This window comes from Achromobacter sp. 2789STDY5608621 (assembly GCF_001299375.1).
Classification (GTDB): Bacteria; Pseudomonadota; Gammaproteobacteria; order Burkholderiales; family Burkholderiaceae_B; genus Achromobacter; species Achromobacter insuavis.
Map to the genome: position 1 here is coordinate 197,321 of NZ_CYTU01000005.1, position 16,009 is coordinate 213,329.

Sequence of the window (16,009 nt, forward strand, 5' to 3'; positions counted from 1 at the left end):
GGAATACCGATTGACCGGTTCCCTATAACTGTGTGGAATGGCGCCCACGAAGCGACGGCCGGCCGGCATCCGGGTCCGGCGCGCTTCACCGACGCCGGCCAACGAAGCCGGCCGGCTCGGATTTCAATAATATGGAGAAGACTCTTGACCGTGCTGTCCCAAGCCAAGGCCGTCCTGGCCACCGCCCTCGCCGGCCTCTGCCTCAGCGGCGCCGCGCACGCCGCTGACGCCTACCCCAACAAACCCATCCGCCTGATCGTGCCGTTCGCGGCCGGCGGCACCACCGACATCGTCGCCCGCGTGGTGGCCGAAGGCCTGGGCCGCGAACTCGGCCAGGCCGTGGTGGTGGAAAACCGCGGCGGCGGCGGCGGCTCGATCGGCGCCGACGCGCTGGTCCGTTCCGCCCCGGACGGCTACACGCTGGGCGTGGCCACCGTCAGCACCATGGCCACCAACCCGGCCACCAACCCCAAGAACCCCTACAACCCGCTCAAGGACTTCGCGCCCATCACCAACATGGTGAACGTGCCCAACGTGCTGACGGTCAACCCGGCCGTCCCGGCCAAGACCATGGCCGAGTTCATCGCCCTGCTCAAGGCCAACCCGGGCAAGTACAGCTACGCCTCGTCCGGCGCCGGCGGCATCGGCCACCTGGACGGCGAGCTGTTCAAGTCGCTCACCAAGACCGACATGGTGCACGTGCCCTACCGCGGCTCGGGCCCGGCCCTGAACGACGTCATCGCCGGCCAGGTCAACGCCCAGTTCGACAACCTGCCCTCGTCCATGCCCCACATCCAGGCCGGCAAGCTGCGCGCCCTGGCCGTGGCCGCGCCCAAGCGCCTGCCCACCCTGCCGGACGTGCCCACGTTCTCCGAAGGCGGCCTGCCGGAAATGGACAACATGGCCTGGTACGGCCTGGTCGCCCCCGCCGGCACGCCGCAGGCGGTGATCGACCGCATCCACGACGCCACCGTCAAGGCGCTGAAGGATCCCAAGATCATCCAGCGCCTGGCCGACGGCGGCTCGCTGGTCGACGGCAACACGCCGGCCGAATACGCCGCCCAGATCAAGCGCGAACTGGAGCTGCGCCAGCGCATCGCCAAGGAACGCAACATCCAGTCGACGAACTGAGGCTTGTCGCGCGGCCTCGCCGCGTGACCCGGGCGCCAGTCCGTCTGCCCGCCGCCACGCCGTGCCGGCGGGCCCTTTCCGAGGCCGCCGGCACAATGCGCACCCTGCGCGGCGCCAGATTCGGACAGTCCCACGCCACATCGGCGATCGCCGGGCAGATGACGCGCCCGCGCTCTGCTACCATTTCGCCCGTGCGAATCGATTTCTCCCATCCTTCCGACACCGCTTGCGTGCTTTGCGCCCTGCGCTCGACCCTGTTGAGCTCGCAGGAAGTCGCCGCGCGTTCCGCCTACGCGCGCTCCAAGCCCGGCTAATCGCCGGCATCCCCCCTTCCCGCTTTCCGTCACCGGCCCGCCGCCGGCCGCCTGCACGCCCGTACCTTTGTTGCGCGTGGCGCGGTTCGAGGCCGGCCGGCGCGACCGCCCTGCCGCATGGCCGGGCGGTCTTGCCACGTTTTCCGTCCGCGCGCCGACTATGACCGGCGGGCGGCGCCACGCCTTGATTGCCACCGAACGCCATGCAACTCACCAAGAAATTCGTCAAAGCCAAGAACCCCTGCGCGGGCGGCTACAAATGGTTCCTGCGCGACCACAACGGACAGGGGGACTACCAGGCCGTCCTCGATGCCCTGGTGGCCGACGGGCGCGTGGGTGACGCCTGCTGGCTGCTGGACCAGTTCGGTCCGACCGACGCCGTGCTGAAGCTGGACACGCTCGACGCCCACGCCATCGTCTTCGCCGGCACGCTGGAGGTGCGCATGGGCATCAACGTCGACAGCGTGGTGCGGGCCGGGCGCAGCATCGTCACCGGCGGCGGCATCCGCGCCGGCGAATCGATCGTGGCCGGCGAGAACATCGCCGCCGGCGCCAACATCGCCAGCGCTGGCGACCTGCGCGCGGGCGGCGACGTGTCCGCCGAATGGGGCATCGAGGTCGCCGCCGCCTTCGACTGCCGCGGCAACCTGCGCGCCAAGTGGGACATCTGCGCGGGCCAGGACCTGGCCGTGACCGGCCACCTGCGGGCCGGCCAGGACGTGCAGGTGCAAGGCGCCCTCAAGTGCGGCCAGGGCATCAAGGCCGGCGGCGGCGTGCAGGCCGCCAAGGACATCGATGCCGCCTGCGGCATCCAGGCCGGCGCCGCCATCGCCTGCGGCGGCCACCTGGCCGCGGGCTGGGGCCTGATCGCCGGCGAAGACATCCGCGCCGACGGCTCGATCCGCGCCGGCGAAGGCGTGCAGGCCGACGGCCGGATCGAGGCCGGCGACGGCCACGGCGTCTATGCCGGCCTGAACGTGCGCCTGGACGCCTGGGCGGTCTGCGCCCGGGTCCAGGCCCGCGAACGGCCGGCGCAACTGGTCAGCGGCCACTGGGCCGGCCAGGAAGAAGCCGCGCACGCGTAACGCGAACCAAGCCGGGCACGGGTAGCGCGGACCAAGCCGCGCAACGGGCGTGGCGCGGACGGCGTCGTGGCAACGCCCAGGCGCAACGAGGCACCGCGCGCGATGCAAGCCCGTCAGCCGCCTGGGCGCACGGCCGCTGGCGTGCGCAACACCAGCATCAGCCCCAGCAGGATCCCCGCCATGCCGCCCAGGCTTAAGAGCGACAGGCGGTTGCCCAGCACCAGGTAGTCCAGCGCCGCGGTGCCGGCCGGCACCAGGTAGAACAGGCTGGTGACGTTGACCAGGTTGCCGGACTGGATCATGCGGTAGAACAGCAGCGTCGCGCCGACCGAGATCACCAGGCCCATCCACAGCAGCGGCAGCACGAAGCCCACGCTCCAATCCGCGTGCAGCGGCTGGAACGGCGCGAACAGCAGGCACAGCGCCAGGCTCACCACGTACTGCAGCGGCATCACGTCCATGGGCGCCTGGCGCACGCGCTTTTGCAGGATGGCGCCCGCCGTCATGCTGGCCAGCGCCGCGAACGCGAAGGCCATGCCGGCCATCGAGAACCGCGCCATGCCGATGCTCTGGAACATCACCATCGCCAGTCCGCACAGGGCCAGCAGCAGGCCCGCCAGCCGCAGGGGCGGATAGCGGCGCTCCAGCAGCGCCAGGGTCAGGATGGGTTGCGCCCCCAGCAGCGTGGCCAGCACGCCCGGCGTGATGCCGTGGTCCAGCGCCAGCAGATAGCAGATGGAGTAGCTGCCGATCAGCAGCAACCCGGTCAGCGCGACGATGCCGCGCGTGCCGGGAGCCGGCAGCCAGCGCCGCCGTGCCAGGCAGATCACCAGCAGCACGGCCAGCGCCAGAACGAAGCGCAGCAGCAGGAAGCCGAAGGCCGAGGCGTGCGCCAGGCCCCATTTGGCGAAGATCGCGCCGCCGCTCCACAGCAGCACGAACAAGGAAGTGGAGCCGTAGGCGGCCCACGCATTGCGATTGAAAGACATGAAGATTTCTACCTGTCGGGTATGGAACAGGCTCCCGCGGCGTGCGCGCGTCTTGCGGCGCGCGAACGGATCAGGCGTGGACGCGCGGCGGGCGGGCGCGAACGCAAACGCATCAGCGCGGCGGATCCAGGCGGTAAGGCGGGAGCGGGAAGTGAGTGGCGGTCAGCCGACGACGGCGACCACGGGCGGATAGGCGCCCGCGACACCGACGACGACATCGCACGGCGGCGAAGCCACCGGCGGCGATACGACCGTCGAGACGACAGGAGAAACAACGGGAGGCGACACGCCGTGCCGCAGGCTTGCGCGCACGCCGGCGCCGGCTGCGCGAGCAGCGAAGGCGGATTCGGCGGAAGGCGTGAAGTCGGGCATGTGAAGCGCGTCGGGTTCGGTGATGAACCCGTGTAGGCTACCGGCGCGACGCGCCAGCGTCAAGCGCCGATGCGGCGCTGCTCGACGCCGAGGTCGCGCCAGGCCTCGCCATGGCAGGTGAACATCAGGATCTGGTGGCGCGTGGCGGCATCGAACAACGCGCGCTTCATCAGGTCGCGGCGGTCGTCGTCGGTGTGCACCAGCGCATCGTCCAGCAACAGCAGCGTCGGCCGTCCGGCCTCGCGCAGCAGGTCGGCGTAGGCGAAGCGCGCCAGGATGCCCAATTGTTCGCGCGTGCCGAAGCTGAGCGCGTCCAGCGGATCCTCGCCGCCCGCGCGTTGCAGGGCCGCGGGCAGCAGCGCCTCGTCCAGGCGCAGCGCGGACTCGGGGAACAGCAGCGCCAGGTAGTGGCTCAGGCGGCGCGCCAGCGGCGCCTGCAGGCGCTGGGTGGCGGCGTCGCGCTTGCCGGCCAGCAAGGTGGACAGCAGCTCCAGCGCCTGCGCGCGGCGCTGGAATTCGTCGCGGCGGCGCTGCAGGCGCTCGCAGGCGGCCTCGGCCTCGGACAAGCGTTCGCCCAGGCCCTGCGCGCCGGCCTGCTCCAGCTTGCCCAGCAACTGCTGGATCTCGCTGTGGCGCTTGTGCTGGGCGTCGCGTTCGATGGCGGCGGACTTTTCGTAGCGCTGCGCGTCCTGCTCCAACAGTTCCGGCCGCAACGCTTCCAGGGCGGCCTGCGCCTGGCGCAGGCGTTGTTCGAGCAGGTCGTGGCCGCTGCGGGCCTCGGCCAGCCGGCCAGCGCGGGCCTGGCGCTGCGTCGTGCGTTCCGCCGATTGCAGGTCGGCGCCGCGCGCGGCGGCCTGGGTTTCGAGCAACTGGGCACGGGCGCTGTCGGCATCCAGCGCGCGCTGCGCGGCCGCCAGGTCCTGCTCGGCCTGCGCCGCGCTGGCCTCGGCATCGCGCAACGCCTGGCGCGCGGCGGGCGCATCGACGTCGTCCGCCTCCGCCGCCGGCGGCAGCAATGCCAATCGCTCGGCCAGTTGCGCGCGCCGCGCCTGGGCTTCGTTGCGTTGGCCGCGCAATGCGTCCACGCCTTTGGGCGCATGGATCGCCAGCGTCTTGCGCATGGCTTCGAGTTCGCGCTGCAAGGCGATGCCGCGCGCGTGGCGTTCCTCGGCCTCGGCCGCGTGGGCCACGCCCAGGCGCGACAGCAAGGCCGCGCTGGCCGCCTGCATGTCGGCCAGTTCGCGCTTGAGCGCCGGCAGGTCCTGGCCGCCCGGCGCGATGCGCAGCCGGCCCAGGCCGGGCAGCTCGAGTTCGGCCGCGGCGGTCAGCAACAACTCGCCGCTGCCGGCCAGCGTGGCGCCATCGAGCCGGACCTCGCGGCCCGCATCGAGCGCATACGACAGGCGCGTGGCGATGGCCTGCTGGCGCAGTTGCAGGTCGCCCAGCGCGCGTTCGCTCTTGCGCAAGGCCTGGATGTCGGCGTCGGCGATTTCGATGCGCACGGCCTCGGCCTTCAAGGTCGACCCCTGCTCGATCAGGCGGGTAGCTTCTTCGAGCGCGCCGTCCAGGCGTTCGATGTCGCGCGCCAGCTGGCCGAGCTGGTGTTCGAGGTCGCGGCGGTCGGCCACCGCCTGCACCGCGGCGACCCGCTGGCGCGCCTGTTCGGCGGCGGCGGCGTGCGTGTCGCGCAGCGCGCGGGCGCGGGCCAGCGGCTCCTGGGCCTGCCGGACCGCGGCGCGGGCGGCCTGCGCCTGCGCCACCAGGGCCTGCAATTCGGTTTCGTCCTGCTGGTCGCGGCGCACCTGTTCCTGCAGCACGGCCAAGGTCTCGGCCGCCTGGCGCTGTTCGCGTTGCAGCCCTTCGACCGCCTCGCGTTCCTTGGCCACGGCCGCGAGCCGCGCGCGCGCCTCGGCGGCGCGGGCCTCGAAGTCCTTCCAGGGCTGGCCGGCCTCGGCGCGCGCGTGTTCGGCGCGCAGCGCCGCCAGCCGGTCGACGTCGGCGTCGAGCTGGGCCTTGGCCTGGGCGCATTGGTCGCGCTCGGCCTGGGCGGCGGCGAGCGCGTCCTCGGCGTCCTTGTAGATGCCCTTGGGGCGGCCGTTGCGCGCATCCAGCAAGGTGGCGCGCTCGGCGGCGACGCGCTCGTAGAGCCGGTCGCCGTCGCCGGAGGCCAGCTCGCCCGACAACTGCGTCAGGGCCTCGCGCAGATGCCCGCCGGCGTGGCCGGCCGCGGTTTGCAGGTTCTGGCCGTCGCCCTGCTGGATCCACAGCAGGCCCGGCACGCCGGCCAGGTCAGGCTTGCTCTGGCCGCGCGCGGCCAGCTCGAAGCCCAGCAACGCGGCCAGCGCGTTCTCGGCTTCCTCGCCGTCCAGGCGCTGGGCGCCGTCGTCGATCAGCAGCTCGCAGCGGGCGCGCGACAGGAAGTGCTTTTTCAGTTGGTAATCATGGCCGGCATGGCTGAAGGCAAGCTCGACGCCGGGGCGTGCGCCGCTTTCGCCGCGCGGCGCCAGGTCGGACACGGTGCGGGTGCTGTAGCGTTCCAGGAACGCGGCGCGGATGGCCGCGGCCACGGTGCTCTTGCCGGCTTCGTTGGGACCGACGAACAGGTTCAGGCCATCCTGCAAGCCGTCCAGCACCAGGGGCTGGCGGAACTTGCGGAATTCTTCGAGGGCGATGCGCGTGAGCTTCATTGCGCGCCTCCCTGGGCCGCGCCATCGCGCTGGAACCGCAGCAGCAGCCGCAAGGCCTCGCCGGCCACCGCCGCCTGGTCGGGATCGGCCTGCATGGCCTGCAGTTGCGCGGCCACTTCGCCGACATAGCCGCTGGCGCCCAGTTGCGCCAGGTCGGCCTCGTCGGGCTCGAGCAGCAGGCCGGAGAAATCGGGCAGCACCGCCCTCGCCTGCGCCGCCGCCTGGTCCACGGCGCGTTGCAGCGCCTCCCAGGTCGGCACGTTGACGTGGCCTTGCAATTCCAGCCGCAGCACGTCTTCGGCGCGCAGCGCCGCCAGGCGTTCGGCCAGCGCCTGGGCGTCGGTCGGCAGGCTCAGGGTTTCGGTCCAGGCGGACCAGCGGTACTTGCCGGTGGGCACGCGCTCGACCTGCGGCGTGGCGCCGGGCGCGGCGATGCGCACGTCCAGCGCGTAGCCGGGCTCGTTGCCGCGGAAGCGATCCTGTTCGGGCGTGCCGGCGTACCAGGTGCGATCGTCGATGGCCAGGCAGCCGTGCCAGTCGCCCAGCGCCAGGTAGTCGAGCCGCGCGCGGGCGGCGCGGTCGGGCGCGATGGGGTTGGTGGCGTCGATGGTGTCGGGCAGGCGGCCGGCGACGCTGCCATGGGCCAGGCCCACGCGGAAGCGGCCGGGCTCGGATTCGAGCGCGTCGAAGGCCTGGGTGACGTCGTCGTAGGTATGGCGCTGGGTCAGCGGGGCGGCCAGCACCGCGAGGTTCTGCGCCGGCAGGTCGACCACGCCAGCACGCAACGGCACCCGCACGTTGGGCGCGATGCAGCCCAGTTGCGCGGCGCGGCTCCAGACGCTGTCGGCCAGCGCCGCGTCGTGGTTGCCGGCGATCATGACCCACGGCCCGGCGTAGGCGGCCAGCGCGGCGAACAGGCGGCGGATGGTGCGGTCGGACACGGCCTGCGTGTCGAACACGTCGCCGGCCACCAGCACCGCGTCGACCTGGCGTTCGGCCGCCAGCGCGGCGATGCGCGCGACGACATCGAAGCGGGCCTCGGCCAGCAAGGCGGCGTCATCGGTTTCGAACTGGCCGTACTGACGGCCGATCTGCCAATCGGCGGTATGCAGGAAATGGATCATGCCGCCGATTGTAGAGGCCGGCGCCGATTCCCTGTGGCGTCAACGGGCCTGAAAGTGTCGCGGCAATGTCGCGCTGCGCCCGATGGAACAACGGCCCGGCCGGCATCGTGCGCCGGGCGGGCCGTCGGGACGCCGGCTTGTGGCCGGCGCCGGAGGAAAGGATGCGGGAAACAGGCCGGAATCAGGCGCCCTTGCCGTCCAGCACCAGCGGCCGTTCGGCCGGCGCGTGGCGGTCGTAGCGCGACAGCGCCAGGCCGTCGGTGCGGATCTGCGGACGCTGGCCCAGCACCTGGTCGGCCACCAGCTTGCCGGAGCCGCAGGCCATGGTCCAACCCAGCGTGCCGTGGCCGGTGTTCAGGAACAGGTTGCCGTAGCGGGTCGGGCCGACCACGGGCGTGCTGTCCGGCGTCATCGGGCGCAGGCCGGTCCAGAACTCGGCGCGGGCCACGTCGCCGCTGCCGGGGAACAGGTCGTTGACGACCAGCTCGAGCGTCTTGCGGCGGGCGTCCTTCAGGCGCAGGTCGAAGCCCGACAGCTCGGCCATGCCGCCGACGCGGATGCGGTCATCGAAGCGGGTGACGGCGATCTTGTAGGTTTCGTCGAGGATGGTGGAGACGGGCGCGGCGGCCTCGTCCTTCATGGGGATGGTCAGCGAGTAGCCCTTGACCGGGTACACCGGCAGGTCCAGGCCGAGCGGCTCCAGGAAGCCGCGGGTGTAGCTGCCGAAGGCGGCGACGTAGCGGTCGGCCGTCAGGACCTCGTTGCCGACGCGCACGCCGGTCACCTGCCCGCCGGCCGTGTTCAGGCCGGTGACGGACTGGTTGTAGCGGAACTCCACGCCCAGCGCCGCGGCCATTGCGGCCAGGCGGGTGGTGAACAGGCGGCAGTCGCCGGTCTCGTCGTTGGGCAGGCGCAGGCCGCCGGCCAGCTTGTGCAGCGAGCGCGCCAGCGCCGGCTCGGCGCTCACCAGGCGGTTGCGGTCCAGCAGCTCGTAGGGCACGCCGACCTCTTCCAGCACCGCGATGTCGCGGCGCGCGGCTTCCATCTGGGCCTCGGTGCGGAACAGCTGCAGCGTGCCACGGGTGCGCTCTTCATAATGGATGCCGGTGTCGGCGCGCAGCTCGCGCAGGCAGTCGCGGCTGTATTCGGCCAGGCGCAGCATGCGTTCCTTGTTGACCGCGTAGCGCTCGGCCGAACAGTTGGCCAGCATCGCCGCCATCCACTTCAGCTGGTACAGGCTGCCGTCCAGGCGGATCGCCAGCGGCGCGTGCTTCTTGAACAGCCACTTGATGGCCTTCAGCGGAATGCCGGGCGCGGCCCAGGGCGTGGAATAGCCCGGCGACACCTGGCCGGCGTTGGCGTAGCTGGTCTCCTGGGCGGCGCCGGGCTGGCGGTCCAGCACCGTCACTTTGGCGCCCTGGCGGGCCAGGTAATAGGCGGTGGTGGTACCGATGACGCCGCTGCCGAGGACGATCACATGCATGATTCTTTCCGAAGTTTGGATTTGGTCAGGAATTTCGGTAGTCTATGAGCCTCATCACAGTGAAAAACACTGAAGATTTTCGTTCGGCAGTGGTTTTTCCCGGCCAACCGCCCTTTTTCGACCGCCAGAAGTGAAATGCGCGACCTCGACCGTATCGACCTGAAAATCCTGGATATCCTGCAGCGGGAAGGCCGCATTTCCGTCACGGAACTGGCCGAGCGCGTCAGCCTGTCGGCCACGCCCTGCTCCGACCGGGTCAAGCGCATGGAACGCGAAGGCGTGATCGCCGGTTACCATGCGCGCGTCAATCCGGCGGCGCTGGGCAAGAACCTGCTGGTGTTCCTGGAGATCAAGCTCTCGGCCAAGTCGGGCGACGTGTTCGACAAGGTCAAGAAAGAGCTGCTGTACGTCCCCGAGGTCATGGAGTGCCACCTGGTGTCGGGCGATTTCGACTATCTGGTCAAGGCCCGCCTGACCGAAATGAATGAATACCGCCGTCTTCTTGGCGAGATCCTCAAGCGCCTGCCCGCGTCGGCCGAATCGCGCAGCTATGTGGTGATGGAGGAGATCAAGGAGACCCTGTACCTGCCCGTCGACCGGTAGCGCCTCGCGCGACTTGTTACCGGACCCCGCGCCGCCTGCTGCTATGCTGCGGCCCTTCCGGTCCGCGCGGCGCGCTGGACCCGACCCCGATTTCCTGGCTTCATGACTATGACCCGTCTCTACAAATACTTCTTCCGCGGCCTGATCACCGTGCTGCCGCTGGCGCTGACGATCTACCTGCTGTACATCTTCCTGGCCTGGACCGAGGCGGTGGCGCTGACCTTCCTGCGCCCCTTCATCGGCGGCTTCTACTTTCCCGGCCTGGGCCTGCTGCTGGGCATCCTGGGCATCCTGGCGATCGGCTACCTGGTGTCCAAGGAGCGCGTCAAGCGCGTGATGGCGCTGCTGGAAATGCCGTTCACCAACCTGCCTGTGGTCAAGAGCATCTATTCGTCGCTCAAGAGCTTCGCCGACTACTTCTCGCCCAGCTCCAAGGCCACCGCCCAGCAGGTCGTGATCCTGCGCATCCCGGGCCAGCAGCTGGAGCTGGTCGGCCTGGTGACGCGCCGCAACCTCGACGGCCTGCCGGAAGGCTTCACGCAGGGCGACCGGGTCGCCGTCTACCTGCCGATGGGCTATATGATCGGGGGCTATACCGTGTTCGTGCCGCAGGAATGGGTGCAGCCGATCCAGATGTCGGTCGAGGAAGCCATGCGCTCGTCGCTGATCGCCTGGATGGCGCGCGCCGAATCCCCCAGCGGCCGCCCGGTGGCGCCGGCCGACGTCCCGCCCATGCCGCCGGCCCCGCCGGCTCCTCCCGCCGGCGGCAACGTCCCCGGCGGCCAGGGCTGAACGCCCCCGCGCGACGCCCGATTTCCCTTCAACGCCCGATTGCTCCATGCCCATCATCGAATTCACGCTTGCCGAAGGCAGCCCCTTTATTGAAGTCAACCAGCTGCTCAAGGCCACCGGCGTCTGCGACAGCGGCGGCGCCGGCAAGATGCTGGTGGCCGAAGGCCACGTGAGCGTGGGCGGCGAGATCGAAACGCGCAAGACCGCCAAGATCCGTCCTGGCCAGATCGTCACCTGTGGCGACGTGCGTATCGTGGTGCGCGCGTCATGAAGTTCAAGATGTCGCAGAACTCCATCTTCGCGGTGCTGCTGCGCTCGCCGTGGTGGATGAGCGCCGGCGTGGCGCTGCTGCTGTCGGTGGGCGGGTTCGCCGCGCTGCCGCTGGAGTACGCGGCCATGGGCGTGTTCGCCGCCGTGCCGTTCGCGGTCATCGCCATCATGGCGGCCTACAAGCAGTTGCGCGCGCCGTCGGGCGCCCGCGTCGACGCCGTGGCGCAAGCCGCCGCGGCCATGTCGTGGCAGCAGTTCGCCGCCACGGTCGAGGCCGGCTTTCGCCGCGATGGCTGCGAGGTCGAACGGCTGCAAGGCCCCGGCGCCGATTTCGCCCTGACCAAGGACGGCCACGTCGCCATGGTCGGCGCCAAGCGCTGGAAGGCCGCGCGGGTCGGCGTCGAGCCGCTGCGCGAACTGCAGGCGGCGCGCGAAAAGCGCGGCGCGCGCGAGGCCATCTATATCGCGTTGGGCGAGGTGTCCGAGAACGCCTTGCAATACGCCCGCGCCGAAGGCGTGTCGCTGATGACGGCGCCGGAACTGGCCAAGCTGCTGCGCGACCTGAAACCCTGACCGCCGGCGCCGGGCCGCGCGCCCGGTTGCCGATCCCCGCCGCCGCGGGCGCACGCCCCGGCGGCGCCGGACGCAACCCGGAGACCCTGCCGCATGATCCCTCGCCTGCTGGCCGATGCCGTCCTGATCGTGCACGGCCTGTTCGTCGCCTTCGTCGTGTTCGGCGGGCTGCTGACGCTGTGGCGCTGGCGCCTGGCCTACCTGCACCTGCCCGCGCTGGCCTGGGGCGCGATGGTCATCGGCATGGGCTGGATCTGCCCGCTGACGCCGCTGGAAGTCTCGCTGCGCCAGCAGGCCGGGCAACAGGGCTACGCCGGCGGCTTCATCGAGCACTACATCCTGGCGGTGATCTACCCGGACGGCCTGACGCGCGGCATCCAGATCCTGCTGGCGGCGCTGCTGGTCGCCGGCAATCTGCTGGTGTACGCCCTGTGGGCGCGGCGCCGGCTGGCGGCGCGACGCGCCGTCGGTCCGGTCTGATTGTCCGATTATGAGATAATCAGTATCAATTCTCATTACAACGCACTCATGCGATGCGCCCGGCTCCCCCCGGACCACGGCCCGTCCCTGCCCTTTGCCTGTCTCGCCGTGCTGGAGCGCTACTACCGCGAACTGCTCAATTTCTGCACCCGGATCATCAGGAATTCGGATGCGGCGGCGGATGCCGTGCAGGAGACCTACGCCCGCGTGCTGTCGGCGCAACAGGGCGAGCGCGAACTGATCGAGCCGCGCGCCCTGCTCTACCGGACCGCGCGCAATCTGCTGACCGACCAGTACCGCCGCAGCGTCGTGCGCGGCGAGGAACAGCCCCGCGCCGCCGACGGCGATGACATCGCCCTGGACGAGATCGCCGCGCCCGCCGCGTGCCAGCCCGAGACCGCGGCCATGTCGACGCAGGCGGTCGACGCCCTGCTCGCCGTGATCTCCGCCCTGCCGCCGCGCTGCCGCCAGGCGTTCGTCATGCACCGTTTCGACGGCCTGTCCCACAGCGACATCGCCGCGCAAATGGGCATCTCGCGCAAAATGGTGGAACAGCACATCAAGGTGGCGATGCAGGCCTGCCGCCGCGCCAAGTCCGACTGGGACGCCCGCGCCGGCGGCGCCGCGCCGGCGCCGAGCCACGAACCCTTGCAGCCATGACCCTGAATCCCGCGCCATCCGAATCGCCAGACGCCGCGGCCGACGCCGCCGCGCTGGACTGGCTCGTGCGCCGCAAGGACCGGCCCGATCCCGCCACCGAAGCCGCGTTCCGCGCCTGGCTGGCGGCCTCGCCTGGGCATGCGCAGGCCTATGCCCGCTGGGATGCCGACTGGTCGATGCTGGACGCCGTGCCGGACAGCGCGCGCGCCGCGTTGCGCGCCCTGGACGCCGCCCCGGCGCGGCCCGGCGCGCCGGCCGCCAGCCGCGCCGCGGGCAGCCCGCCCGCGCCCCGACGCCGTCCCGGATGGCGTCTGGCGACCGCCGCGCTGGCCGTCTGTGCGGCGTTGCTGTGGGCCGTCTTCGCGCTCTTGCCCGCCGCGCCCCAATACCGCGCGCAGTACGCCACCGCCCCGGGCGAACAGCAGGAAATCCGCCTGCCCGATGGCAGCCGCCTGATCCTGGACTCGTCCACCCGCGTCGAGATCGCCTTCTATCCAAAGCGGCGCGAAGTGACGATGGCCGAGGGCCAGGCCATGTTCGAGGTCCAGCCCGATGCCGTGCGCCCGTTCGACGTCGTCTCCGACCAGGTCCGCGTCACCGTGGTCGGCACGCGCTTCAATGTGCGCCACACGCCGTCGGTGCCGGGCTACGCGGGCCTGCAGGTGGAGGTGGCGGCTGGCCACGTGCGCGTCGCCCCCGAGCACCCCGCCGGCTGGTGGCAGTTCTGGCTGCCCGACAGCCGCCGCTACCGCGCCGACCTGATCGCGGGACAGCGCCTGGCGGTCAGCGCCGCCGGCGTCCCCGGACGCGTGACGCCCATCGATGCCGCCGCCGTGGCGCCCTGGCTCGACCACCGCCTGGCCTTCGACAACGCCACGCTGGCCCAGGTGCTGGCGGAATTCGGCCGCTACGGCCATCCGGCGCCCGCACTGTCCGACCCGGGAGTCGCGGCCTTGCGGCTGACGGGCACGTTCGACAGCCGCAATCCGGCCGGTTTCTACCGGGTGCTACCGCAGGCGCTGCCCGTGCGCGTGGATACCCGCAACGATCCGCCGACCCTCGAACCGGCCCGATGAGCGGCGCCGACATAGGGTTTTTTCAGCCTGCCGCGTCTACATGAGAAGTGTCTCCATTCTCATGTTCAGACGAGGACTTGCATGCAACACCCCCGCTTCACTCTCGCGCCCCTGACCCTGGCGCTCTGGCTGGCGCTGGCCGGCCCCGCGCAGGCCCAGCCCGCCGCGCCGGATGCCCGCATCCAGGCCACTTTGCCGGCGCAGCCGCTGGGCCAATCTCTCAACGCGCTGGCGCGCCAGGCGGGCCTGGACCTGATCGCCGGCGGCGCGCTGGTGCAGGGCCTGACGGCGCCCGCCGTCTCCGGCAACCTGACGGTGCGCGAGGCCTTCGAGCGGGTGCTGGCGGGCAGCGGCCTGACCGCCCGCATCGACGGCGGCGCCGTGGTGGTGTCGCGCGAGACCACCGCGCCGGTGCAGCAACTGGAGCAGATCACCGTCACCGGCAGCGAGGAAACCGCCACCAGCCCGGTCTACGGCGCGGTGGCGCGCCGCACCTCCACCGGCATCAAGACCGACAGCGACCTGCTGGAGACCCCGCAGTCGGTGTCGGTGGTGACCCGCGACCAGATCGAACTGCAGGGCGCCACGGGCATCGACGAATCGCTGCGCTACACCTCCGGCGTGGTGGCCGCCGCCTACGGCCAGGACCCGCGCGGCGACTGGATCCGGGTGCGCGGCTTCGCCCCCGCCAAGTACCTGGACGGGCTGCCGCTGCCCGACGGGTCGTGGACGGCCAACACCCGCTACGAACCCTATGCGCTGGAACGCATCGAGGTGCTCAAAGGCCCGTCCTCGGTGATGTACGGCGCCCTGCCGCCCAGCGGCTTCATCAACGCCGTGAGCAAGCGGCCACAGGCCGAGGCCGCGCATGAACTGGGCCTGTCCTACGGCACCGACGACCGCAAGGAACTGACCGGCGATTTCACCGGCCCGCTGACCGAAGACGGCAAGCTGCTGTACCGCGTGGTCGGCCTGGCGCGCGACAGCGGCACGCCCAGCCACTACGGCTACGACCGGCGCTACCTGCTGGCGCCGTCGCTGACCTGGAACCCCAGTGCCGACACCAGCCTGACCGTGCTGGCCATGCTGCAGGGCGCGCGCTCGCGCGGCTGGGGCGGCTTCCTGCCGGCCCAGGGCACCCTGCTGCCCAACCCCAACGGCAAGATCCGCCCCAGCTTCTATGGCGGCGAGCCCGGCTTCGACCGCTACGAAAAGAACACCCAGTCGCTCGGCTACCTGTTCGCGCACCGCGTCAACGGCCAGCTCACCTTGCGCCAGAACGCGCGCATGAACTGGACCGACGTGGACCATCCGTCGGTGGGCCTGCTGGGCTTCGCGCCCGGCAGCCTGACCACCCTGAACCGCTACACCTACACGCCGCGCGAGAACTCGCGCATGTTCTCGATCGACAACCAGGCCGAGTACAAGCTCGACACCGGCCCGCTGTCGCACACCTTGCTGGCCGGTTTCGACTACAAGCGCTCGCGCAACGACTACGCGGTGGGCATGGGCTTTGACGCCCCCACGCTGGACGCCTTCAATCCGGTCTACGGCACCCAGCCGATCAAGAAGCCCGACGACACCCAGCACACGCTGCAGGTGCAGCAGCAGATGGGCGTCTACCTGCAGGACCAGATCCGCTGGGGCGGCTGGGTCGGCACGCTGTCCGGGCGCCACGACTGGGTCGACACCAAGACCCGCGACCTGCTGGCCGACACCCGCACCAACCAGCAGGACCGCAAGTGGTCCGGCCGCGTGGGCCTGAACTACCTGTTCGAATCGGGCCTGTCGCCGTATGTCTCGTACGCCACGTCGTTCGAGCCGGCGATCGGCCGCACCTATTCCGGCACGCCGTTCGTGCCGGTGACCGGCTCGCAGGTGGAAGCGGGCCTGAAGTACCGGCCGCCCAACAGCGAATCGCTCTACACCCTGGCGGTGTTCGACCTGCGCCAGAAGAACGTGCTGGTCACGGACGTCAACGCGCCGGTGTTTGGCTACGAGATCCAGCAGGGCGAAATCCGCTCGCGCGGCGTCGAACTGGAAGCGCGCGCCCAGGTGACCAGCGGCGTCACGGTGATCGGCAGCTATACCTACACCGACGCCAAGGTCGAGCAGTCCACCGACCCCGCCACGGTCGGCAAGCAGGTGCAATCGCAACCTCGCCACCAGGCGGCGCTGTGGGTCGACTACCGCTTCCCGCAGGACATCGCGCCGGGCTTCGGCCTGGGCGGCGGCGTGCGCTACACCGGCAGCAGCTACGGCGATTCGGCCAACCAGTGGAAGAGCGGCTCGAACACGCTGGTGGACGCGCAGGCGCACTACACGCGCGGCAACTGGCGCCTGCTGCTGACCGTGAACAACCTGTTCGAC

15 protein-coding genes are annotated in these 16,009 nt (G+C 70.9%); 10 read left to right on the top strand and 5 right to left on the bottom strand.

The genetic code is table 11. From position 1 onward, the window contains the following. The first annotated feature begins 144 nt into the window (after positions 1-144). Positions 145-1,131: a Bug family tripartite tricarboxylate transporter substrate binding protein gene (locus AOZ53_RS08045; RefSeq protein ID WP_054431333.1), complete on the top strand. Its 987-nt coding sequence runs from the start codon at positions 145-147 to the stop codon at positions 1,129-1,131. A 517-nt stretch (positions 1,132-1,648) separates the two neighbouring features. Next, positions 1,649-2,530 (top strand): hypothetical protein, encoded by an 882-nt coding sequence (locus AOZ53_RS08050; RefSeq protein WP_054487492.1) that lies wholly within the window; start codon positions 1,649-1,651, stop codon positions 2,528-2,530. A 113-nt stretch (positions 2,531-2,643) separates the two neighbouring features. On the opposite strand, the gene AOZ53_RS08055 is transcribed toward AOZ53_RS08050, so the two are convergent. The 5 genes from AOZ53_RS08055 to AOZ53_RS08070 form a co-directional block, all read right to left on the bottom strand. Further along, the gene (locus tag AOZ53_RS08055) at positions 2,644-3,519 is read right to left on the bottom strand and encodes a DMT family transporter (protein ID WP_054487494.1); all 876 of its coding nucleotides are present in this window, start codon (positions 3,517-3,519) and stop codon (positions 2,644-2,646) included. Between the two features lie 162 nt (positions 3,520-3,681). Further along, positions 3,682-3,891 (bottom strand): hypothetical protein, encoded by a 210-nt coding sequence (locus AOZ53_RS34115; RefSeq protein ID WP_156333309.1) that lies wholly within the window; start codon positions 3,889-3,891, stop codon positions 3,682-3,684. Positions 3,892-3,950: 59 nt separating this feature from the next. Next, complete coding sequence (locus AOZ53_RS08060) at positions 3,951-6,578, bottom strand: AAA family ATPase (RefSeq protein WP_054487496.1); 2,628 nt, start codon at positions 6,576-6,578, stop codon at positions 3,951-3,953. Continuing rightward, positions 6,575-7,702, bottom strand: coding sequence for a metallophosphoesterase family protein (locus AOZ53_RS08065; RefSeq protein ID WP_054431329.1), 1,128 nt, complete (start codon positions 7,700-7,702; stop codon positions 6,575-6,577). The genes AOZ53_RS08060 and AOZ53_RS08065 overlap by 4 nt, the downstream gene beginning before the upstream one ends. 181 nt (positions 7,703-7,883) lie before the next feature. Further along, a complete protein-coding gene (locus tag AOZ53_RS08070; RefSeq protein ID WP_054431328.1) occupies positions 7,884-9,185 on the bottom strand; it encodes a D-amino acid dehydrogenase in 1,302 nt (433 codons plus the stop codon). Between the two features lie 135 nt (positions 9,186-9,320). Between AOZ53_RS08070 and AOZ53_RS08075 the strand changes: the two genes are divergently transcribed. The 8 genes from AOZ53_RS08075 to AOZ53_RS08110 all read left to right on the top strand — a co-directional run. Further along, positions 9,321-9,788 (top strand): winged helix-turn-helix transcriptional regulator, encoded by a 468-nt coding sequence (locus AOZ53_RS08075; RefSeq protein ID WP_054431327.1) that lies wholly within the window; start codon positions 9,321-9,323, stop codon positions 9,786-9,788. Positions 9,789-9,896: 108 nt separating this feature from the next. Then, positions 9,897-10,580 (top strand): DUF502 domain-containing protein, encoded by a 684-nt coding sequence (locus tag AOZ53_RS08080; protein WP_054431326.1) that lies wholly within the window; start codon positions 9,897-9,899, stop codon positions 10,578-10,580. Between the two features lie 46 nt (positions 10,581-10,626). Next, a complete protein-coding gene (locus tag AOZ53_RS08085; protein ID WP_054431325.1) occupies positions 10,627-10,851 on the top strand; it encodes an RNA-binding S4 domain-containing protein in 225 nt (74 codons plus the stop codon). Next, positions 10,848-11,423 (top strand): restriction endonuclease, encoded by a 576-nt coding sequence (locus AOZ53_RS08090; protein WP_054487498.1) that lies wholly within the window; start codon positions 10,848-10,850, stop codon positions 11,421-11,423. Before AOZ53_RS08085 ends, AOZ53_RS08090 begins: the two co-directional genes overlap by 4 nt. A 93-nt stretch (positions 11,424-11,516) precedes the next feature. Further along, the gene (locus tag AOZ53_RS08095; protein WP_054431323.1) at positions 11,517-11,903 is read left to right on the top strand and encodes a DUF2784 domain-containing protein; all 387 of its coding nucleotides are present in this window, start codon (positions 11,517-11,519) and stop codon (positions 11,901-11,903) included. A gap of 48 nt (positions 11,904-11,951) precedes the next feature. Further along, positions 11,952-12,563, top strand: a complete 612-nt coding sequence (locus AOZ53_RS08100) for a sigma-70 family RNA polymerase sigma factor (RefSeq protein ID WP_231689844.1) — start codon at positions 11,952-11,954, stop codon at positions 12,561-12,563. Then, positions 12,560-13,639, top strand: coding sequence for a FecR family protein (locus AOZ53_RS08105; protein WP_054477085.1), 1,080 nt, complete (start codon positions 12,560-12,562; stop codon positions 13,637-13,639). Before AOZ53_RS08100 ends, AOZ53_RS08105 begins: the two co-directional genes overlap by 4 nt. A gap of 81 nt (positions 13,640-13,720) precedes the next feature. Next, on the top strand, positions 13,721-16,009 hold a 2,289-nt coding region (locus tag AOZ53_RS08110), incomplete at its 3' end, for a TonB-dependent siderophore receptor (protein ID WP_054487500.1).